General features: G+C 33.1%; 21 protein-coding genes. 3 read left to right on the top strand and 18 right to left on the bottom strand.

All coding sequences use genetic code 11. From position 1 onward, the window contains the following. Positions 1–114: 114 nt before the first annotated feature. The 5 genes from chbG to ACX6U0_RS12005 all read right to left on the bottom strand — a co-directional run bounded on the left by chbG (position 115) and on the right by ACX6U0_RS12005 (position 4,348). Positions 115–819, bottom strand: coding sequence for a chitin disaccharide deacetylase (chbG, locus tag ACX6U0_RS12025; protein WP_464960167.1), 705 nt, complete (start codon positions 817–819; stop codon positions 115–117). Further along, positions 816–2,147 (bottom strand): 6-phospho-beta-glucosidase, encoded by a 1,332-nt coding sequence (locus ACX6U0_RS12020; RefSeq protein ID WP_464960166.1) that lies wholly within the window; start codon positions 2,145–2,147, stop codon positions 816–818. The genes chbG and ACX6U0_RS12020 overlap by 4 nt, the downstream gene beginning before the upstream one ends. A gap of 12 nt (positions 2,148–2,159) precedes the next feature. Further along, positions 2,160–2,483 carry a PTS lactose/cellobiose transporter subunit IIA gene (locus ACX6U0_RS12015; RefSeq protein ID WP_464960165.1) on the bottom strand — a complete coding sequence of 108 codons (324 nt, stop codon included), beginning with the start codon at positions 2,481–2,483 and terminating at the stop codon, positions 2,160–2,162. 221 nt (positions 2,484–2,704) lie between these two features. Further along, positions 2,705–4,021 carry a PTS cellobiose transporter subunit IIC gene (gene celB, locus ACX6U0_RS12010; protein ID WP_464960164.1) on the bottom strand — a complete coding sequence of 439 codons (1,317 nt, stop codon included), beginning with the start codon at positions 4,019–4,021 and terminating at the stop codon, positions 2,705–2,707. A gap of 21 nt (positions 4,022–4,042) precedes the next feature. Then, positions 4,043–4,348 (bottom strand): lactose/cellobiose PTS transporter subunit IIB, encoded by a 306-nt coding sequence (locus tag ACX6U0_RS12005; RefSeq protein WP_464960163.1) that lies wholly within the window; start codon positions 4,346–4,348, stop codon positions 4,043–4,045. A 357-nt stretch (positions 4,349–4,705) separates the two neighbouring features. Between ACX6U0_RS12005 and ACX6U0_RS12000 the strand changes: the two genes are divergently transcribed. Then, entirely contained in the window at positions 4,706–5,464 is a 759-nt protein-coding gene (locus ACX6U0_RS12000; RefSeq protein ID WP_464960162.1) for a hypothetical protein, read from the top strand. Between the two features lie 106 nt (positions 5,465–5,570). Here ACX6U0_RS12000 and ACX6U0_RS11995 read toward each other — a convergent pair whose 3' ends face one another. The 6 genes from ACX6U0_RS11995 to ACX6U0_RS11970 all read right to left on the bottom strand — a co-directional run bounded on the left by ACX6U0_RS11995 (position 5,571) and on the right by ACX6U0_RS11970 (position 13,464). Further along, positions 5,571–6,500: a DMT family transporter gene (locus ACX6U0_RS11995; RefSeq protein ID WP_464960161.1), complete on the bottom strand. Its 930-nt coding sequence runs from the start codon at positions 6,498–6,500 to the stop codon at positions 5,571–5,573. A 467-nt stretch (positions 6,501–6,967) separates the two neighbouring features. Beyond that, entirely contained in the window at positions 6,968–8,431 is a 1,464-nt protein-coding gene (locus ACX6U0_RS11990; protein ID WP_464960160.1) for an Msr family ABC-F type ribosomal protection protein, read from the bottom strand. A 305-nt stretch (positions 8,432–8,736) separates the two neighbouring features. Then, a complete protein-coding gene (locus ACX6U0_RS11985) occupies positions 8,737–8,781 on the bottom strand; it encodes an erythromycin resistance leader peptide (RefSeq protein ID WP_108745583.1) in 45 nt (14 codons plus the stop codon). A gap of 378 nt (positions 8,782–9,159) precedes the next feature. Beyond that, on the bottom strand, positions 9,160–11,109 hold the full coding sequence (gene abc-f / locus ACX6U0_RS11980; protein ID WP_464960159.1) for a ribosomal protection-like ABC-F family protein: 1,950 nt from the start codon (positions 11,107–11,109) through the stop codon (positions 9,160–9,162). 492 nt (positions 11,110–11,601) lie between these two features. Then, the gene (locus ACX6U0_RS11975) at positions 11,602–12,309 is read right to left on the bottom strand and encodes a M48 family metallopeptidase (RefSeq protein WP_464960158.1); all 708 of its coding nucleotides are present in this window, start codon (positions 12,307–12,309) and stop codon (positions 11,602–11,604) included. 240 nt (positions 12,310–12,549) lie between these two features. After that, the gene (locus ACX6U0_RS11970) at positions 12,550–13,464 is read right to left on the bottom strand and encodes a DMT family transporter (RefSeq protein WP_464960157.1); all 915 of its coding nucleotides are present in this window, start codon (positions 13,462–13,464) and stop codon (positions 12,550–12,552) included. A 211-nt stretch (positions 13,465–13,675) separates the two neighbouring features. Here ACX6U0_RS11970 and ACX6U0_RS11965 point away from each other — a divergent pair, with 211 nt between their 5' ends. Continuing rightward, a complete protein-coding gene (locus tag ACX6U0_RS11965) occupies positions 13,676–14,161 on the top strand; it encodes an Lrp/AsnC family transcriptional regulator (RefSeq protein ID WP_464960156.1) in 486 nt (161 codons plus the stop codon). A 323-nt stretch (positions 14,162–14,484) separates the two neighbouring features. On the opposite strand, the gene lepB is transcribed toward ACX6U0_RS11965, so the two are convergent. From lepB to ACX6U0_RS11935, 6 genes are all read right to left on the bottom strand, one after another. Then, positions 14,485–15,018, bottom strand: a complete 534-nt coding sequence (gene lepB, locus ACX6U0_RS11960; RefSeq protein ID WP_464960155.1) for a signal peptidase I — start codon at positions 15,016–15,018, stop codon at positions 14,485–14,487. A gap of 197 nt (positions 15,019–15,215) precedes the next feature. Further along, positions 15,216–15,890, bottom strand: coding sequence for a C40 family peptidase (locus tag ACX6U0_RS11955; protein WP_464960154.1), 675 nt, complete (start codon positions 15,888–15,890; stop codon positions 15,216–15,218). A 144-nt stretch (positions 15,891–16,034) separates the two neighbouring features. After that, entirely contained in the window at positions 16,035–16,898 is an 864-nt protein-coding gene (locus ACX6U0_RS11950) for a PGAP1-like alpha/beta domain-containing protein (protein ID WP_464960153.1), read from the bottom strand. Between the two features lie 323 nt (positions 16,899–17,221). Continuing rightward, entirely contained in the window at positions 17,222–17,953 is a 732-nt protein-coding gene (locus ACX6U0_RS11945; RefSeq protein WP_464960152.1) for an SIMPL domain-containing protein, read from the bottom strand. A 428-nt stretch (positions 17,954–18,381) separates the two neighbouring features. After that, the gene (locus ACX6U0_RS11940) at positions 18,382–18,771 is read right to left on the bottom strand and encodes a hypothetical protein (RefSeq protein ID WP_464960151.1); all 390 of its coding nucleotides are present in this window, start codon (positions 18,769–18,771) and stop codon (positions 18,382–18,384) included. A 187-nt stretch (positions 18,772–18,958) separates the two neighbouring features. Then, positions 18,959–19,561, bottom strand: a complete 603-nt coding sequence (locus tag ACX6U0_RS11935) for a TetR/AcrR family transcriptional regulator (RefSeq protein WP_464960150.1) — start codon at positions 19,559–19,561, stop codon at positions 18,959–18,961. Positions 19,562–19,841: 280 nt separating this feature from the next. On the opposite strand from ACX6U0_RS11935, the gene ACX6U0_RS11930 reads away from it, so the two are divergent. Continuing rightward, entirely contained in the window at positions 19,842–21,284 is a 1,443-nt protein-coding gene (locus tag ACX6U0_RS11930; protein WP_464960280.1) for a DHA2 family efflux MFS transporter permease subunit, read from the top strand. A gap of 112 nt (positions 21,285–21,396) precedes the next feature. Here the strand turns inward: ACX6U0_RS11930 and ACX6U0_RS11925 are convergent, their stop codons facing one another. Further along, the gene (locus tag ACX6U0_RS11925; protein WP_464960279.1) at positions 21,397–22,068 is read right to left on the bottom strand and encodes a Na-translocating system protein MpsC family protein; all 672 of its coding nucleotides are present in this window, start codon (positions 22,066–22,068) and stop codon (positions 21,397–21,399) included. Positions 22,069–22,092 lie beyond the last annotated feature (24 nt).

Here is a 22,092-nt window from a genome sequence, read left to right as displayed (position 1 = left end):
AAAGAGCTGGTTTTGTTTTTTTCCATAAGTGGACTAATAAAAAAAGTAAAAGAAACATGTATATATGTTTCTTTTACTCTATGGAAAATATCTACTTTTCATATTTGTGTAATTTTATACTAAAACAAATTTGTTTGGAAGTCGGATAGAAGTTAGTATTTCAATCTCTGTTACCCGATCTTTTGCATATGAAGAGTTATTTAATACCTCATGATCAAGATACCCTGGATGACACATAACTTCGACAGTCTGCCCATCTTGGACTTGTGTTACTATTTTCTCGAAATAGTCATAAGTCGCACCTTCACCATAGAATTCATGAAGAAATACATCACTATATGGTGGAACACCTTCAAGTGCATGATCTGAAACTCGTCGTACACTTAGGTTATACTTTTTTGATAGCTTTTGAACTACAGGTAAAAACCTAGGTACAGTATGAACATGGTGATGACTATCGATATGGGTTAATGTCAGTCCTGTTTCTAAAAATTTTTCAACCTGTGCGGTCCATTCTCTTTCAAGTTCTTCAAGTGATATATTTGATTCAAGAATATCTCGATTTTTTTTAAAGAATCCGTCCTGATCTACAAGAGTTGGCACATCAGTTAACAGTGGTTTTCCACATGTAAGAACTAAATGAATTCCAACTTTCAAATTAGGATTCTCTTTCGCTAAATCCACAGCATGACTTACACCAGGCATATTCATCATCATTGTCGTAGAGTTTACGATTCCATTTCTATGAGCCTCGATAATCCCATAATTAATACCCTTTGAATAACCAAAGTCGTCAGCATTTACAATTAATTTAATCATCGAGTTTTCACCTCATTAAAAAATTGAGGTAAATGTGCCTTGTGTGCTTCTAACATTTCATCAACAATTTGTTTTGCAACTTTATCTGAAGCTACTAGTGGATTGATTGTTAACGCAAGGACAGCCTTGTTGTAATTCCCTTCGACAGCTGCTTCACAAGCAACTCGTTCGAACGATTTAATTTGTTGAACAAGTCCTCGAACAGCTACAGGTAAATCTCCCATAACAATTGGTTTTGGTCCATCCTTCGTTATGACACAGCTAACTTCTACTGCTGAATCATTTGGAATGCTAGCAATCGAACCATTATTTTTGGTATTGACTGGCTGAATATCGCCTTTATCATTATAAATCGAAGAAATCAATCGAACTGCAGCATCACTATAATAAGCTCCTCCACGTTTTTCAAGCTGTGGTGGCTTAATTGAAAGATTCGGATCCTTGTAAAGTTCAAATAAATCATCTTCTAATTTCTTAACGACTTCAGCTCGTGTGCCATCAGTTTCAGCACTCTTAAGGTCTTTTGCAACCATTTCCCTCGTTTTATAATAATAATTATGGTATGGACATGGAAGAACGCCTAAAGCACTAATAAATTCTGGCTCCCAACCATACCCTTGAATATTCTTAACAAAACTTGAATTTTCAGGATGAGTTAAGTAATCAATTACTTTGTCTTTTACACTCTCTCCATCTACATATACATCTAATCCATATACCATATGATTTAACCCGGCAAAATCAATACGAACACGTGAATGTTCTACATCTAAAAGCTTTGCAATTCCCATTTCCATACCAATAGGAACATTGCATAATCCAACTACTTTATGGTGATCTGTATAACGCAGCACAGCTTCTGTCACCATCCCGGCAGGATTTGTAAAGTTAACGAGCCATGCATCTGGACAAAGCTCTTTCATATCCTTAACGATATCTAAAATAACTGGAATCGTCCGAAGACCTTTAAATAAACCTCCTGGACCATTTGTTTCTTGACCAAGAACCCCATATTTTAATGGAATTCTTTCGTCTTTCGCTCTTGCTTCCAGTAAACCAACACGGAATTGAGTTGTTACAAAGTCTGCATCTTTTAATGCGGCTCTTCGATCAAGTGTTAAATGAACCTCAACGGGTAGCCCTGCTTTTTGAAACATACGTTTAGCTAAATCACCAACAATTTCTAGCTTTTCTCTTCCTTCCTCTACATCAACAAGCCAAAGCTCGCGCAAAGGTAGTTCATCATATCGTTTGATAAACCCCTCTACAAGCTCTGGGGTATAACTTGATCCTCCACCAATCGTCGTGATTTTAATTGATTTACTCATTATGTAACCTCCTTATGATTGACTATTCATATCCTTACGAAGTTCCACTATTTCCCTAGCTAAATCTTTTAAAGTCATTGCAGTCATTAAATGGTCTTGTGCATGTATTAAAATAATCGGGATGTCAAAATCAACCCCTCCAGCTTCAGCTTGAATGAGTTGGGTCTGAAAATGATGTGCTTGAATAAACTCTTGATCGGCCTCTGACAGCTTTTCTTGAGCCAATTCGAAATGTAAATCCTTTGCATCATAAATGGCTTCCATTGCAAGGCTTCTAGCATTACCACTATGCAGTATTAATTGAAAGGAAAGGTTGTACAACTCTTCTTTTGTCAACTGAACTCCCGCCTTCTATTAGAATAAAAGATTAATATGTCAAATATATGCCATAAGATAAGCTCCCATACCGGTGAAAAACGCTCACTTTCTATGCTTGGGTAACATCACTACGTATCAGCCTTCACAACTTGAAAGACAAGCGTTTTCAGTAGGTCTAAAAAGTATATTTTGTTTAAACACCGAGAGCTTGCCATAGGGCAAGCTCCTGTATTTTATTTTTAGTTAGCTGCTGATTTTTCTGTTTCATAGTTTTGTTTATCCCACATTTTAAAGAATGGGTAGTAAATTGCAAATGAAACAGCTAGATTAATTAATTGCATTGCAGCACCTCTCCAGTTACCACCAGTCGCAAGGTATCCACCAATAATTGGAGGAGTAGTCCATGGAATAGCAATTCCTGAAGTTTTTGGAGCAAAGCCTGTAGTCATACCGATATAAGTTGTAACTACTAATGCCAATGGCGCTAAGATAAATGGCATTAATAACAGTGGATTCATCACAACAGGAGCACCAAAGGTAATCGGTTCATTAATGTTGAAGATACCCGGCCCTATCGATAGTCTACCTAATTGCTTAGCATGCTGGCTTCGAGCAAATAGTAACATCATGATAGCAAATGCAAATGTCGCGCCAGATCCACCCATATATATAAAGATATCAATAAACTGTTGTGTAATAACTTCTGGCATCTCTTTACCAGCTTGAAGCGCTAAACGGTTTGCATCAGTTGCTGCTAACCAAATTGGCCCCATTACTCCACCAACGATACTAGCACCGTGTAAGCCCGTTGACCATAATAGTTGAATTAACAGAACAGCAATTAATCCACCAACTAAAGTCCCACCAAGAGCACCTAACGGCTCTTGTAAAAGCTTTCCAACGACATTGTGTAAAGTTTCAAATGAAGTTTTTTCAATTAATAATCGAATAACCCATACAACAAGGATGACTAAAAATGCTGGGAATAACGCAACAAATGATTTACTTACACTTGGAGGTACACCATCTGGCATTTTAATAACAATATTTTTCTGGATAACCCAGCGATAAATTTCAGTAGAAAATAATGCGATAATAATGGCAACGAACAATCCTTTACTTCCTAAAAAGGCCATTGGTAATACGCCACCAACTTGAATAGCAGCATCTGCTCCTTCTGGCGTAAACAATGTAAAATATGGAGTAGAAAGAATGAAAGCAGCAACAGAAACAGCACCTGCATTTAACGGATCCACCTTATAATGTTCAGCGAGTCGGTAAGCAATCCCAAATCCTGCAATTAGTGCCATAATATCAAACGTTGCATTTACTGGATAAAGTAGCTTCGTTAACCAATCAGCACCAAAGGTATCTGCCATAAATTGTGGATAGCTATCTATTGGAATAAAGCCCAAAATCAAGAAAATAGATCCTACAATAATGAGAGGCATCGTTAAAATTAGTCCATCACGTAAAGCTTGTAAGTGTTTTTGACCCGCAATTTTGCCAGCAACTGGCATTACCTTCTCTTCTAACATTTGCGTAAATTTGGCCACACTAATCACCCCTATATTGAATTATGAACCTATTAAATTCTTAGCAAATTTTAAAACCTCTGCACCGTTACACATCCCATAATGAACGGGATTAATGGCATCTACTGGAATTCCTTTTTCCTCACCCGTCTTTTTTAACTGAGGAAGTAGATATCGAACCTGTGGCCCTACAAGTAGGACATCCGCATCATCAAGGTGATTTTTCACTTCATTTGCACTAACCGCCCAAATCTTAGCATCAATTCCTTCCAACTTTGCAGCTGCCTCCATTTTGGTAACCAACAAACTCGTAGACATTCCAGCTGCACAACATAATAATATGTTCATTCAATCCCCCCTTTTTTTGTATATTAGAAAACGCTTTCAAAAAGTAGCCAAATTATGATTCTCTTTCTATTCCTAGCAGAATAACTAGGCTTTAAATGACCCCTCTCTGTTTAGAAATTAATCTCAATAAATATATATTCACTTTTCTAAATATTAGGACAAATTCAAAATAAAATTTTTACAGAATAAATGACATTTAGTACTACAATTAGCAATATTGATAAATGTCTCAGTAATGAAAGCAATTTAATAATAAATTAAGTAAATTTGGCCGTGGGCTTCACTCTAAATATAAAATATACTAGGATTAACATTTCAAAAAATATTTTAGGAATAAATTACATAGGAGAGAAAAACATGAAAAATAAATTACTGATTGGGGCACTTGTATTAGCTGTACTAAGTTGTAGTGGTGGAGTTTATGCTGGAACCTTGATAAAAAAGGATAAAACACCAAGAGGAAATTACTACTCTGTAGAGAAAGAAACGATCGAAAATAACAAGTACGAAGTAAAGCTAGATGGAAAAAGCCTGGAGAATACAATATCAGAGAATGGCAAAATATATGTAAACATTAAATCTCTCCCTTCAGCGAAATATAAACTAAGCTACAATACAAATAAATGGTCATATAACTTAGACACAAATCAAACTGAAATAAATAAATTAAAATTACAACTTAATCAAGCAATCGCTGATGTAAAACAAGCACAAGCGCAAACAGACGTAGTACAAAAACAAGTCGAAGAATTAAGTGTAGGAAATGTTACATCTACACTATCAGCTAAAGTAAATGGAAACTCTGTTGTTGTAAATTATCGAATTCAAAATCATAAAGAAACAAATGAAAGAATTGTTATTGGAGCTAATCCATGTAGTCCGAAGGGTCCTTTTATATATATTTATGATAATAAAAATAAATTAATTAAAAGTAACTATCCATACATAACTAATAAAAAACCAATCGTATGTACACAGGTAGTGGTGGAACAAAACTTAGCTCCTGGTGAATTTATTAGTCGAAATCTTGAACTTAAAAATCTCCCTAAAGGGCAATATACTGCTAAAGCATCACTTCCTCGTTATCCAAAGACGATTAGTTTTAAAGTCAATTAATTAGATGTGCTAATCTGTTGGTGTTTTAATTAAGGCTATTTAACCTTACTTAAAGAAATAGAAAGAAGCCCTACAGGACTTCTTTCTACAAATATTTTCATTTTGTTTAAACATGCATCTGTTGATCTCTTTTCATTTTACGCGAAATTTCTTCGAATGCTCCTGATCCAAATACAACGCCAATTAAAATTAAGACAAATCCAACGATCTGGGTTAACACGATTTTCTCTCCCAAAAAAAGCGCAGCTCCGATTAATGAAAAGAATGGATTTAAATTTATAAAGACAGAGGCTTCTGTCGTTCCAACTTCACCAAGTGCATAGTTATAAAGCATATGACCAATCGCCGTTGCTATAATTGCAGATGAAAAGAACACTGCCCATATTCCAATTGAATGATGGACCATACTTGCCATTCCATTTGGTTCAACAATTTGACTAATTCCAAACAAAATAATTGATCCCATCACAAGCATATAACCTGTCATTAAGCGTGGATCTAATGTACTAGAAACCTTTTTAATTAAAACAAAGCTTGCAGCTTGAGCCAAAATTGCTAGGAATACGTAAAAATCACCATGTGATATACCATGGAAGCCTCCACCACTTTGCAATACAATAAATGCAACACCAGAAAATCCAAAAAGCACACCTAATATCCTTACGAAAGTCAATACACTCCCCAAAAAGAAAACAGACAATAAAGCTGTTAAAAGTGGACCCATTCCTAGAATAAGTCCTCCGTTAGAGGCTGAAGTTTGAGAAAGTCCAATCGATAAAAAATAATGATGAGCGACTACATTAAGCAACATAGCAAAAAAGACATATTTAAACTCTTTTTTTGTAAGTTTACGAACTTTTTTAACAAAAAATAGAATAATAAACACACTTATTCCAGCTGTAAAAACACGAAATGCTGTCATCGTAACAGGCATAAAATTTGCCACTAAAATCTTTGTGGCAATAACATTTAATCCCCATACTACCATAATACAAAATAGGATGAGATAAATATGTTGCTTTTTCAACTTCTCCACTTCTTTCTATATGATGAATGATTAAAGAAAAAAAGAGATCACCTTAAATGAGGTTCTCTCGCTTATTGATTCTTAAAGACGGACAGAAAAAAATTCTTATCTGTCAGGAAATTTATTATACGTATCAATATAACACATTCCAAGCTCTTATGAATACGAATTCATCATAAATATTTTGATTTTTTCTAGGAATAAATTACTTATTGCTCAAAAATAAAAAATAAGTGTTTCAATTCGAAACACTTATTTAGAAATCACTTAAAATTATTATTACTACATAAAAAATCCTTGAATCAATCCTAGTAGGGTAAAAACTAGATGATCTCCAATTGCCACCGATAATGATTTTTTAGACATCAATCCAAATAGCGAATTTTTAACATTTACTAATGTAATCATTAAACCTACTAGAAATCCGATACCTAATCCAACTAATTCTTAACATTCAATCAATTTACTTCTTATGATTAATTGGTACATTTTAATTGTTGATGTTCAATCACATAAACATAATCTGCTACACGATCGATGAACATGCGATCATGTGATACTAAAATAACAGTCCCTTCATATGCCTTTAAAAAACGCTCTAATTCTTCGATGCAAAATACATCTAGAAAATTAGTTGGCTCATCTAAAATGAGTACATTATATCTTCCGAGAAATAGTTGGCATAAGACTAGTCTGATTGCTTCTCCACCACTTAAATCGCGTACATTCTTTTTCAGATCATTTCCAGTAAAATTCATTCCATTAAGTACTGATCGAATTTTACTTATATCATAATCACTTCTATTAACTATATAGTCCATAATGGTTTCTGATTTTTCGAATTGATATCCCATTTGCTTATACAACCCTATAACTACTTTCGGTGAAATGATCATTCCATCGCCATTTTGTAAAATATATCTAAGAAGTGTTGATTTTCCAGAACCATTTTTACCAGTAATTGCATTCACACTGCCCAATGAAAATTGAAAACTTGCTTCCTTCAAAAGAACATTATCTCCAGCCATCAATGTTAAACGATCTGCCATAATCGGAAACTTATTGTGTAGTTTTAGACTAGAAGACTGAGGAAAGTAAAGAGTTCTCTCCATTTTTGGCGCTTCTACTACTTCAAGCTGCTCTGCTCGTTTTTCAATCCCTTTTGCCGCTTTTTGAACTGCTTTTTGACTTGATTCCTTTGATTTTGTCATAAACATTCTATTGGCTTTCGCTTTCACCTCTTTTTGTGAGATATGTCCGTTCGATTGGGTAATTTTTTTAGCTTTTTTCATTTTTTCCTCAGCTGCCTTCATTAGGCGCGTTTTTTCTTTTACATAACTTTCATGCCTTGCTTTTTGTTGTTTACTTTCAAGCTCTTTTTGTGCCACATAATCTGAATAATTTCCTATATATTCGATAACCTCTCCATCTTGTATTTCCCAAATTTTATTGACTAGTTGATCCAAAATATTACGGTCATGACTTACTAGGATTAAAGCTCCATAATAGTAAGTCAATTCCTCAATAAAAAATTGAATACCTTCTGTATCTAAATGAGTTGTTGGCTCATCAATCAATAAACATTCATGAAACTCTGCGAATAATTGGGCTAACTTTAGACGAGTTTGTTCACCACCACTTAAATGTTCAATGTCAGTTTTAGGAACAGATAATTTACTTAATAACTCATAATCGAATTCTCTTTCAATAGCTATAGACATTTGATCGAAATAAGAAAAATCTACAACACAATTAACCTTTCCTATATCGGGTTTAATTTGACCAGCTATTAATTTTAATAAAGTACTTTTTCCTGCCCCATTTCTACCAACAATTCCAATACGATCAAATTGATGTACTGCAAGACGAGGGATATTTAACACTATTTTATCTAAAAATGATAGTTCAACATTTTCTAATTCTATATAAACCTTTTCCATTGTTTACTGCCTCCAATTCAACTGAATGTTCTTTTTATACAAAAAAATCACAGGCAATCTGCCTGCGATTTGAGAGTAAGGGATAAAGACCCATCCTAATTAAATAGGGTTAAGCTAAGTTAGTCGTCACTAAATAACCCTTTCTTTTCTTGCGAAAGAGGTAAATTAATAAAAAAAAGAAAGGCGTATTCGATCAGCCTTTCTTTATATGACATATTTTCTATGCAAAATAAAGATTATTAAAAAAGGACAGACTAATCCCGTTACTCTGTAAATTACAAAACAGAGTCTTTGAACATATTTAATTACTTGTTCAAAGTTGGGAAACGTAGTCTCATAGCATGTGTCATTTTTTAATAATCCTCCAGTTAATTTAGAATCTTTTAAAGAAGATTGTTGATACTCATTTTTATAATAATCGACAAATCTTATTTAAAACACAAAAATATTATATGGTCCATTTATAAAAATGTCAAAGTCAATTTACGGTAATAATTTTAAAAAATGACTTCACTTAACAAATTAATACTTGAAATAGGTTACTAATTAGCAACAATATGGAAGATCAGTTTTGTTAAAACTCTGTTAATTTTATTGAAGGATAATATAGACTTTTTAAAAAGACAGCTAATTAGCACCTATATTATTTATAAAGCCTAGAAGACCTTTGCCTCTAGGCTTTTCATTTAGACTATATTCAAGTTATTTGGCATTCGCATTCTTTAACTCTACATTTCACCCAAATCATTTAAATTATTATTCAACCACAAATCCATCATTGAATCTAGTTCGTTATTTAATTCCAGCTTTCTATAGTAAAGATTATTAAGCTCATCATACTCTAGTTGCTCAGCTAACATAGCTAAATCTATTTCTTTAATTTTAGTCTCAAGAACTTCAATTTTAGCTAAAGTTTTTGCCTCTGCTACTTCATTTTTAACTGTTTTTTTTTGATTTGTGGGTTTCTTGTTTTTTTCATTACTCTGTGACTCTGCTTTCTCGAGTATTTGCTGCATTAACTGTTCTTTTTCATTTCTATAATCATCGTAATTTCCGAGATAGCTTTTAAAAGTATTGTTCTCAACAGCAATCACTCGATTACCAATTTTGTTAATAAAATAGCGATCATGAGAAATAAAAAATATTGTTCCTTTAAATTCTTCAAGTGCTTCTTCAAATGTTTCGATTGATTTTATATCAAGGTGATTGGTAGGTTCATCAAGTATTAATAAATTTATATCCTGAAAAAGTAACATTGCAAGTTTTAATCTAATTCTTTCCCCACCAGACAAATTCTTTACTTTTTTGAAGACACTTTTCTTATAGAACATGAATTTGGATAGATACTCTCGAGCTTTTCCTTCTACTATAGAAATATCTTCTCGAAAGCATTCAAGTAGTGTAAATTCTTCATTTTTAAATGTTATCTTCTGTGGTAAATATGCAACCTTCACATTAGCACCCAACTCCACAACACCTGAGTCAGGCTGTTCTTCATCTAAAAGCATCCGTAAAAATGTTGTTTTTCCACTGCCATTTGATCCGATGAGCCCAACTCTTTCTCCAAATTGAACCATTAAATTTGAATCCTTAAAGATTACTTTATCTTCATAGCTTTTTGATAAACCGATTGCCTTAATTGTCTCCTTTCCAGATCGTTCGGTTGCTTTAAAATCTAATTTCATATTTTTCTTTTCAAACACTGGCTTGTCTATTCTGTCGATTTTATCTAGTTTCTTTTGGATACTGGCAGCCCTTTTAAAGAATTTGTTATTATCAGCTCTCATAGCCCAGTCCCTTAAATCAGTTACAGTCTTTTCCATGGCGTTAATCTTTTTTTGTTGTTCTCTAAAATGCTCAAATTGAATTCGCATATTCTCCTCTTTTTGACTAACAAAGGATGAATAATTACCTTTATAGGAAATGGCTTCCATGTCCTCGACTTCTACAATTTTATTTACAACATTATCAAGAAAGTATCGATCATGCGAAACGATTAGAACGATCCCTTTATAGTTCTTTAAGTAACCCTCAAGCCATTCGATTGAATCCATGTCCAAATGATTGGTCGGCTCATCGAGTAATAAAATATCAGGAACATTAATTAGGAGTTTCCCAAGCACCACAGTCGTTTTTTCTCCACCACTTAATAAATCAAAATCTTTATTTAAAAAGCTTTCGCCGAATTTAAGACCAGTGCATACTTTACTTAATTTTTCTTCTCGATCGTATCCGCCCTTAACCTCAAATAATTGAACTAAATCACTATATTTTTTTAAAGCTTTTTCCAAAGCATTATCTACCAAATTCCTCATCTTTTCTTCCAATTCACGCATTTGAACCTCAATTGAATCAATTTCCTCAAATGCTAAGTTCAATACATCAATTACTTTAAGCCCTTGAGGGTAAACCGGCATTTGTTCAAGGTAAGCACATGTTGCGCCCCTGGACATGTTTATTAACCCTTCATCGTAACCATAGCTTGAGGTTTGAGGATATCCAGGATAATAATGCATCGGTTCAATACCTGCAATTAATTTCAAAATTGTACTTTTACCACTGCCATTTACCCCAACGATTCCGACCTTATCCCCTTCATAGGCTTCAAAGCTTATATTTTTAAGAACAAGTGTCGCGTCCATAAATTTTTTAATTCCATTTAATTTTAATTCAAACATACAAATTCCTTCTTTCATCCATAATCTTAGTCATGCATTTTATGGATAAGGTAAAGAAGAACTTCATTACTATTTAATTTACAAAGCAAAAAAGACCATAAGAAGATTTTCTTCTTACAGTCTTAAAATTCATATTGAATATAATTTTCCACAGTATTTCCAGCAATTCACATGCCTAAAAAAGCACATACTTATGCCATATACTATAGATCAGGCTTGCTTATATGATCGTACCTGATTAGACATTTCTAATAGAAATATCCGATAAAATTATAATCTCGATTTTAGTAAGTAAGTTACCTTCTAAATTGCCTTAATTCCATAAAGAGCATAACAAATAAACCTATATAATCAGGCTAATTCTCACTCAATACAAAATTCATATTAATTTTTAAATAAATTAATATTAGCAATTTGTTGGTTCCATAAACTTACTTCCCTCCTCGAAATTTTGTTTATTATCTCACTTTTCTATTTATTTGTAAATAGGGACTAAACCGTCATTTTCCAATTTGAGATTGCTAGCCAATATTCACATTCTTTATAATCCGGTATTATTTTACCGACTAATCTCCAAAAAGATCTGTCGTGATTCATATGAATCATATGGCACATTTCATGAACGATTACATAATCAATCACCTTTTGAGGTGCCATTGCTAGTCTCCAATTAAATGTTAATTGACGATTTGAATCACATGTTCCCCAATTTTTTTTACTATCAGTGATACGTATAGCAGTAGGTTTTACATTAAAATTAATTTGATATTTCTTAGTTCCACTTTCTACTAATGATTTACACTGCTGATAATAAAATCGTTTCAGCGCTTGTTTTATTTTTTCATCATCAAGATCCTTCACAAATATTCGTAACGTATCGTCTTCAAACTTTACGTTGTCTTGACCTTCCGTTTCATTTTGAAAAATTTGAATTGGATAACTATTTCCTAAGTAAAGAAACTTTTCACCGTACTCGTATTCTTTCTTTTGAGGTCCCTCGAATCGGTCCTTCATCTCTTTTGATTTTTCTAAAATCCATGCCCACTTTTCTTCTAATAATAAAAGTACACTTTCTTCTGTTGTCCCTTTTGGTGCACGGACTTCAACATTTCCATAAATATCTAAATAAATCCCAATGGATTTACGCTTTTTAAAATTAATCTCAAAATTAATTGTTTCACCTAAGTAAGTATGTATCATGACATCACCTTTAATTACCGTTAATCCCCTAATCTACACTCATTTATAACCAGTAAGTTACAAAACTATTCTACTATTACAGTATCAGCATGTTTAAATTCAAAATAAAGATTTGCTCTTGTTCTATGAATAATACCAACTGGGATTAATAAAGTATCATTAGGCTTAAAACCGCGGTCCCCTTTTCCTTCAAATCTATAATAATTCACCTTATCAAGCCAAAAGTATCTCATCCCGAGTTTATGACAATGCATCCTTTAAAACAATTTTATTTTTTGAAATCCTATGAGTTTTAAAGTATGTGAATAAATAACATCCTAAAATTACGATAACACTCCCAATTCCCTGAATCCAGGACAGTTTTTCATCTAATATGAAAAACGCTAAAATGGCTGTGAAAATAGGATTAAAGTTTAAAAAAATCCCCGCTGTGATTGCACCTATTTTTTGAACACCAATATTCCAAAAAATCATGCATAGAACTGTCGAAATCACACCTGTATATAGAATGGAAACAATAAATGCAGTATCAACATTTGAAACCGTAAAATCCGTCAGATTAAAGGGAATCAGAAATATTAGTCCAAAGACCCCTGAGTAAAAAGTTGCCATAATCGGTGATACGGTCTTAGTTGCCCACCTACTGCAAACCGAGTATAATCCCCAAATACACACTGCAATGAGCATAAACACATCACCAACATTAAACTCCAAAGAAAATAATAGATTCATATCTCCTTTTGTCAAAACGAGTACTACTCCTAAAAACGATAAAAGCATAGAAAATAATTGCAATATATTTAATCTCTCTTTTAAAAATACGGATGAAAAAATGGCGATGGAAATTGCATTTAAGGTTGAGATCAAGCCAACATTAGTCGCAGATGTTCTTTCTAATGACCAAAATTGAAAAAGATTAAACAATGCAACGCCTGTAATCCCCATAATAATTAACGGAAGGATAGCTTTACGTGGAGGAAAAAACTTCTTCTCTTTCCACATTACCAATGGTAAAAGAAACAAAATTGCAATTGCCCATCTCAAAGTTGTTAAGGTCATCGGAGAAGCATGACCAACGAGTGTTTTTCCAACAACAAAATTTCCTCCCCATATTAAACTAGTTAATAATAACAAAAGCATATAAAATATCGGCACATCCTTATCCTCCAATCAAATTCTTTATTTATGATTCTTATAAATAGAAACTTACAATCCTTAAATAATTTTATCATCACACTCAAAATATTTTGTATATTGATAAAAAATCAAAATAAAATAAAGTTTATATATGATATTATTGAATATAATTAGTTTTTCTTGTTGAAAACGTGTCGGTGACGGAATAATTGAAATGGAGTTGATGAAGGTGGAAACTTTCCAAAGTAAAGTGTTAGATGAAGTGGATTTAAAAATATTGGACAAACTTCAAATTGAAGCACAAACTAGTAATACTGAACTAGCAAAATATGTTAATTTGTCTCCACCTGCTACACATGCAAGAGTAAAAAGACTAGAAAATGAAGGGTATATAAAGCGACAAGTCTCTATATTAAATCAAGAAAAGCTTGGTTTTGACTTACTTTGTTTTATATTTATTAATACAAATATCCATCAAGCAGATGAATTAGCAGTACTAGAGAAAACTTTAGAAGCGATGCCCGAGGTATTGGAGTGTCACTTATTAACTGGAGAGTATGACTACTTATTGAAAGTTGCAAATAAAGATCGTAAAGGATTAGAGAGTTTTATTCGAAAACTAAACAAACTTGGCATCACTAGAATTCAAACTAGTTTAGCTTTAAGAGAAATAAAATGTTCAACCACACTACCTTTGAATATATGTGATAAATAATTGTTTCCTTTCAAAAGTCAAAAGAGCTTGGATATTTTTATCCAAGCTCTTCTATATATATTTATATATATTGGTAATTTCAAATAAGGATTAATTACATCGAAGTAATCACAATCATAAGAAATATAAGACCACCCATGGTGAAATAGATAGATTCATATTCTTCTTAAAATTTATTACTCCAAAAATAAAGCCATACAATATATCTTCTAAACTACTACGTTTCTCACGTTAGTATAATCATAATTCTTTGAAGTCACATCAACGACTAGTGCTTTAATAGAACGAACGCATGCGTTAGTTGAACAAGATATATGTATTCTTTATTGAATAAATTCTAATCTGTTAAATGGAAAATAAATTATTTGAGCTTTTCCTACTATTTCTGAATCTTTTATGTAATCTAATCCATTTCTACTATCTTTACTGTTAAGACGATTATCTCCCATTACAAAATAGGAATTATCTGGAACTGTAACTTGATCATAATGTAAATACTGATTATATTCGTCTTTTAATTCATTGTTAAGATAATCTTCTTTGATAGGTTTTCCATTCACATTTAATATTCCATCTTTAATCTCAATCTTGTCACCATTAAGACCAACTACACGTTTTACATAGTATTTAGGATCATTTTCTTTTTTGATTATAATTACATCTCCACGCTCTACATCTGATAAATGCAAGGCTATCTTATTAACAAATAAATGATCTTCATTATGTAAAGTCGGCTGCATCGACGCCCCCTCAACTATAAATGGAGAAAAAATAAATAGTTTGATAATAAATGCAAAAGTAAAAGAGTAAGCTAAAAGTTTTATTAATTCCCATGGAATTCTTTGTTTTGTTTTCATCTGAACTCTCCTAACATCTGTTTAGTATCCATATTTTACCATAATATGTTTATTTAGAATATTTAATAAACCAAATGCTTCTTGACTATACCAACAATTTCAATAAAAAACGGGAAGGTTCTTCATTAATGAAGAATTTTTATGTTATAAAACTATAAAGACCAGTTTCTTTATAAAAGAACTGGTCTTTATCTTAATTACATTTCTTTCGCTCCTAAGTATCTCTTTTCCCAATAACTATTATCTAATGAGGAAATAGTTACACCTTTTGATGAGGAGCTGTGTATGAACTGATTACCTCCGATATAAATACCCGCATGTGAGGCACCAGGTTTATAGGTTTCAAAAAAGACCAGATTGCCAACTTGTGGTTTGGACACCCTTGTCCCTTTTTTATATATTTCCGATACCGTTCTTGGCAAATTGACATCTGTGCTTTTTTCGAAAACGTATTTTATGAATCCGCTGCAATCAAAGCCTTTTGGTGTATTCCCACCCCATAAATATGGTACATTTAAATACTTTTTACTGTTCGTTACTAATGCTTTAGATTTATTGTTTGAACCTACATTGGTAGGTTGTGTCTTCTTTTTAACACCCAATGCTATATATGTATTCTTACCTACAACACCGTCAGGCTTTAAGCCTTTGCTTTTTTGAAACTTTAATACCGCACCTTTAGTGATTGTTCCGAAATAAGTAGTTGAATTTGCTTTAAAATATCCTTTTTTCTTTAAAACTTCCTGTAATTGTTTTACTTCTTTATGAGTCATTCCACTTTTTAACGTATGATCTCCTAATGCAGCATTACTAACTAATGGATTTGACAATAACACTCCTGTCACAACAAATGATGCTATAATCTTTTTCATTTAAGAATTTACCTCCGATGAAACCTTTTTCATGATTTTATCATCCTAAGGTTACATGGAAGTTACATGGGTATTTACTTCAATTTACAGTATTATGACAAAAAATATTATCTTTTTTAAAAATGACATGCTTTATATGATAAATTAAATCTTCTCCATCTTATTAACTTGTTTCCAAATACGTACTAATCCCTCTACAATCTGTTCAATAACTTCCATATTCTTAAAGTATCCTGTATGACAGAATGGATTCCAACTAGTCAATAACCCGCCAATATTAACTTGTCTATCTTCAGTAACAGCGTCAAGATAAGTTTGATCAACGTCTCTTAATGGAAACCCAAGAACATCATCTTTATCGTAAAAATTGATCCATTCACCCTTCAAACCAGGATAAAATTGTTGAAGCTCTCCTGAGGGTATATTAATCGGGCGGTTAAAGTTATGGTATCGTAAACTCCAAAGCGGAAGCGCAGTCCCTAAAGTATAAAATAAGGTTAATGTAAATCCATTTTCCAAAGGTGAGGATTCATTGACAATGCATGATACGCTATTTCTTTTTGCTTGCAAATCATAGAAATAATTACTTGCAATGACAGAACCTAAGCTATGTGAGATGACACATAAAGGCACATCTTTTCCAGCTTTATTTGAGATGATATTTAAATGTTTACCGATACATTCATGTACTCTTTCATAGTTTTGTTTAGAAGTCTCTACTTGTTGATATGCAATAACATCTCCTACATATTGTATAGTGAACCTTCTTAGTCCTTTAAAATCTAGATCGTTCGCCAATACTACATTTTCATACAATTTCTCCTCCCTTTCCTCAAAGACGGATGACCATTGTATAGGCTGAAATACTAGATAGGAGGAAGGGTCTGTTACGATACACTCTAATTTTTTGGCGAATTGCTTTTTAATCAAGTCTACCATTTCATTAGCGAAGTCCTGCTTTTGATTCCCCATTCCATGAATAATTGCAATTCCCAGTTTCTTGTACATTTCTTCCCCCCCAATTATGCTTAAACTCGTCCACTGTATCTTATACCAAGGTATTCATAAACCTTTTACCTGATAAGACCTTATCACTATCAATATAAGAAAAGAAACCATCTAACATTAATAGAAGCTAAATCAAGTCGAACTATATTCAAATTGAGTTCTCTTTCTACGAAGGGTTTCCTTCTTTTGTTTAGTAAAAACCACAAAAAAAAGAAAAGATTTAAGATGACTGCGTTCATCTTTTCCCTTTTCTCTTTTTCAAATTATCATTTAAGAATCACACTAAAACTAGTAATAATACTTGGCTTAGAAATAATTCTTCATTAGAAACTTATATAATTAAATAACGCTTGAACTGATGCAGAAATTTTGATTTGACCTTCTTGAATAGGAGTGGTAGATGCACTCAAAACAGCTGTTTGCATTGAGTATTGTGGTCTCAGTAATTGAACACTTTCTTCAACAATCCATTCTGGAACGCTATTGATGGTTAACCCTAATGATTTGGCGATACTTTCCGCTTTGCTTTTTGCATTTAAAGTGGCTTGTTTAAGAGCCTCTACATAGTATGGTTCCGGATCTGACACTTCGAAAGATACATTCCTGACAACATTTGCTCCATTTTCTGTTGCAACATCAATAACTTTTCCAACACTAGCAATATCTTTAACAGTAACCTTGAAAATATGGCTTACCCGATACCCACGAAATATTTCTTGTGAATCCTGATAATCAACGAGCCGATCGATTGAGTATGAATAAGTTTCAATATCTTCCTGATTGATTCCTATGTTTTTTAGTGCTTCAATGATTCGATTAGAAATAATCGCATTCTGTTGTTGCGCGTTTTGTACTTTCATATCATCGACTATAACACCCACCAATAGTGAAGCCTGGTTTGGTTTAACAGTTACTTCTCCCTTACCAGTTACTCTAATTGAGTTATTAATATTATTGTTATGGCGAGTGGGATAAACTCTTTGATAGTGAGGGTTTGAAAATGAATATCCCATATTTCTTGGAATTGAATTCACTGATGAATAAATGTTAATCACTTCCTCTTACAGTATATATACAGGTTTCTGTGCCCAATTATTGTATGCCCAGTATTTAATTTAGGTGAATATCATTAACAATAATAGCAATCTCGAAATACTTTCCATTGAAGGAAGTTTGTCTATTTCCACTTCAGGATGCTCGCTTTCCGTGGGGCGTGCGCTGAGCCTCCTCTGGGCCCACAGGATGTGGGTCATGCATGCGTTACGACAGGACGTCGTGCGTTTAGCATGCCTTCCTTTTCGCGTCTGTGGGGTCTCACCTGTCCCGCTACTCCCACAGGAGTCGAGCACCTTCCGTTACAATCGACTTCTTGAAGAACTACCTATATTTAAGAGAAAATTTAAATAAAATATAATTGAATTTTTAAAGCGTAAAAAACTACAGATTATTTTCCGTTTAAGACAATCCCTATTTAATTTCTTATTTATCCTTCCACTAGAGCTAAGTAATAACTGACTCTTCCATTAAATTCAAAAATCAATATATCTTCTCTCTCTTTAGCGCTGTATATTTTTGCTCCTATTGGTAAGTTATTTGCCATTCCATTTTTAAATGATTTATTTGAAACTCTTGAAGAAACTGCTGTAATTTCCCCCACTGATTTATTCTTTGTCAGTTTAAGTTCATCTACCCAATCTATATTGGTTTGATAAATTACTTCTTTCCATTGAAATATGTCAGCATGCCGATCAAGACGTAAAATTTCTTCTACATTCGGATTTTTAGTCGTTACAGTTTTTGTTTCCGTATCGTCACAACCAAAAAAACTCAAAGAACAGATCAGTCCTATTAGAATGACTTTATACTTTTTCAAAATTTACACCTCCTTATGTAGTAGATTTTATATAAATTTCTATTCTCCTTTAAAAACCATTTCTTAAAATGTTCATGATAGATAAGTAGTTACATACTAAAAAACCAAATCGCTTTAAGATTTGGTTTCATCATTTCGATTCTATTCCTGATATTGCTCAGCATAACTGAACTTTACAAGTTTATTCTTAAGATTCTCTATTCAGTCCCCTAAGGTGAAGTAAAGAAAATTGCTGGGTCAAAAATGCTGGAGTATACGGCATGTCATTTTGAAGCCAAGAAATAATTGTACCAATTAGGGCTGAAGAATTGTACCATATCAAGATGTCTACTTTAATACCTTGAGATAGAAGATATGGATGACTTCTACTTTCATCAATCTTTGTAACAATCATCTCCTTTAAGAACGTCAATAAACGATCTCTAAAAATTGGGATTTGCTTTGAGGCAAGGATGATTTTATAGAAATTTCCGTTTTTTGCGATATGCTCAAGTATGTTTTCGAGTATTTTCCAATTCCCCTCTCCAGAGGAGGTTTGTCCTACCGCTGGTGTATTTTTAATAACGATTGAAAATTCATCTATCATTTCGTCTGCCATCTTTTCCAACATATCAGGAATATCGCGGTAGTGTAGATAAAAGGTAACTCGATTAATGGTTGCTCGCTCTGCTAATCGATTAACTGTTATTTTTTTAAGATCCATTTCATCAAGTAACTCCACAAGCGCATTTTTAATTAATTGTCGTGTCCGCAGTATACGAGGGTCTGTGTGAGACTTTTTATTTTCCATCATATCTCCATTCCTTTCTTAAAAATTACTATGCTACATTTCCAAAAATAGCGTCTTATTTCCCACTGATAAGCAACAAAAAATTAATTTGTGTAAAGTAATTTACATTTCAACATTATTTGTAGATTGTCATCACGATTATTTGTCATTATAATCTCATTTATACAATGTTAATTATACAACATGTTGTAAATTAAATCTATCTAAGATAGACATGAAAGGATGAATGAAATTGAGTAAGAGTGCAACAATCAACCACTCTATCAAAAAAGGGCCTATCATGTTTGTGATGATCATAGGTGCTTTCCTTGCAACGTTTAATCAGACAATCATGAGTGTTGCCATTCCGGAATTAATGAATGATTTTGACATTAAAGCTTCAACAGCCCAGTGGCTTACAACGGGTTATATGTTGGTAAATGGGGTATTAATTCCTATCACAGCATACTTAATGCAAAGGTTTACCACTCGTCAATTATTCCAAAGTTCGATGATTATTTTTCTTGCAGGAACGATCGTGTCAGCAATTGCGACCAATTTCCCAGTATTACTAACTGGTCGTTTGATTCAAGCAGCCGGTGCTGGGATCATCATGCCGTTACTTATGAATGTTGTTTTATCAATCTTCCCAGCAGAGAAGAGAGGCTCGGCTATGGGGATGGTTGGGTTAGCAATTATTTTTGCCCCTGCAATTGGACCAACTCTTACCGGTTATGTTCTTGAGACATTCCCTTGGCAAGCAATGTTTTACGGTATGATTCCGTTTGCCATTATTGTTATCCTTTGTGGTTTTATTTATCTGAAAAACGTTTCAGAAACTGTACAATCCAAGGTAGACTTTATTAGTGTAATTCTATCAACAATTGGATTTGGTACTTTAATGTACGGCTTTAGCCAAGCAGGCAACGCTGGTTGGTCAAGTAAAGAGGTCGTTATTTCACTGGTTGCTGGAATCATTTCACTGGTCCTCTTTACTTGGCGACAACTAGTTTCTCAAAATCCACTACTTGATCTACGTGCTTTTAAATTTAATATGTTTACCTTGACGACCATTATAAATATTGGTGTCACTATGATGATGTATGCAGATATGATGCTTCTTCCACTATATCTTCAAAATGTACGTGGTTTCACTGCATTAGAGTCTGGATTACTTATGTTCCCTGGAGCACTTCTAATGGGCTTACTAAGTCCTTTAGTTGGTAAGCTCTTCGACCGATATGGGGCAAAATGGCTTACAATTATTGGTATTGTAATCATTATTGTCTCAACTTATGGATTCATTGATTTGACGGACTCGACTAGTTATACTTTTCTAATTTTCATGTCGACACTTCGTCGAATTGGGATGGCTATGTTCCTTATGCCTTTACAGACTGCTGGTTTAAATCAATTGCCACCAAGCCTTAATGCACACGGCACAGCTATTTCAAATACCATCAGACAAGTCGCTGGCGCTGTAGGTACTGCTCTACTAGTAACTGTCATGACAAATAGTACAAAAGATCATCTTAAAGATTTAATGTCCACTGGAGGAACTCCTGGTGAAACTCAACAGCATATGATTATGGAAGCTGCAATTCAGGGTATTAATGATGCATACTTTGTGATTCTGTTAATAGGAATAGCGAGTTTATTACTCTCCTTCTTTATTAAACGCAAACAACAAGTTTCCGAAGTTCAGTCTAATAATGTAACTTTAAAAGAGTCTGCGAGAATGTAAATAACAATAATATGTATAAAAGAGCCACCTATATTAGGAGGCTCTTTTTTATGATTGATGTGTATTTTTATAGAATACTGTTGTTCTGAATTTCGTTTAATACTCTCTTGGATCATGACTTTAAAACAAAACAAATAATGCTTTTATCTTCATTAAAATCCCAGTCCACAAAAATATCTACAACTGAGTCGCTAAAAATTTCTTCAAAGCGACCATCATGGTGTAGGTATGACTTTTCTAGTTCATCCTTTGTGACCAGCAAAGTCTGTTCAAATCCTTTTGCAATCAATGCCTTTTCAATTCTTACTAAAATTCCATTTCGTTTTACTAAAAAAATCTTTGGTGATATAAAATAGGCTTCTGTTTTTTCAGGTTTTTTTTGTACTAATATACTAATTCTATCAACTTCATCGATTAAAGGTCTTAAATCTATATTTGCAACTTGATTCGAGTCAACACCCAATATGATTTTGTTTTCAAATTCAACAGTGATCATACCTGTGTTCTGAGTATAGTTCCAATCGTGATAGAAGGATTCAATATCCTGTTCAAATTCTAACTCTAGAATTCCCTTTAATTGATTAATAACAGTATTCATAACAATAGATCGTGAAATATCAACATTATCACCATTTCCGTGCTCTAACAAAGTAGTTTCTAATGGAGACATAAATCCCCGTATGTAAAAAACAAGAAACCTGTCATTTGCAAAAGCAAAACAGGATACAGGTCCTCGTCCAAAATTTTTCCTCAATAATTTACTAGTTAAGCTACTTATATCCATTAGCTTTTGTTGGAATGGCAATGA

Source organism: Gottfriedia sp. ABJ_BB2_2 (assembly GCF_055484705.1).
This window is presented reverse-complemented; position numbering and strand designations above follow the sequence as displayed.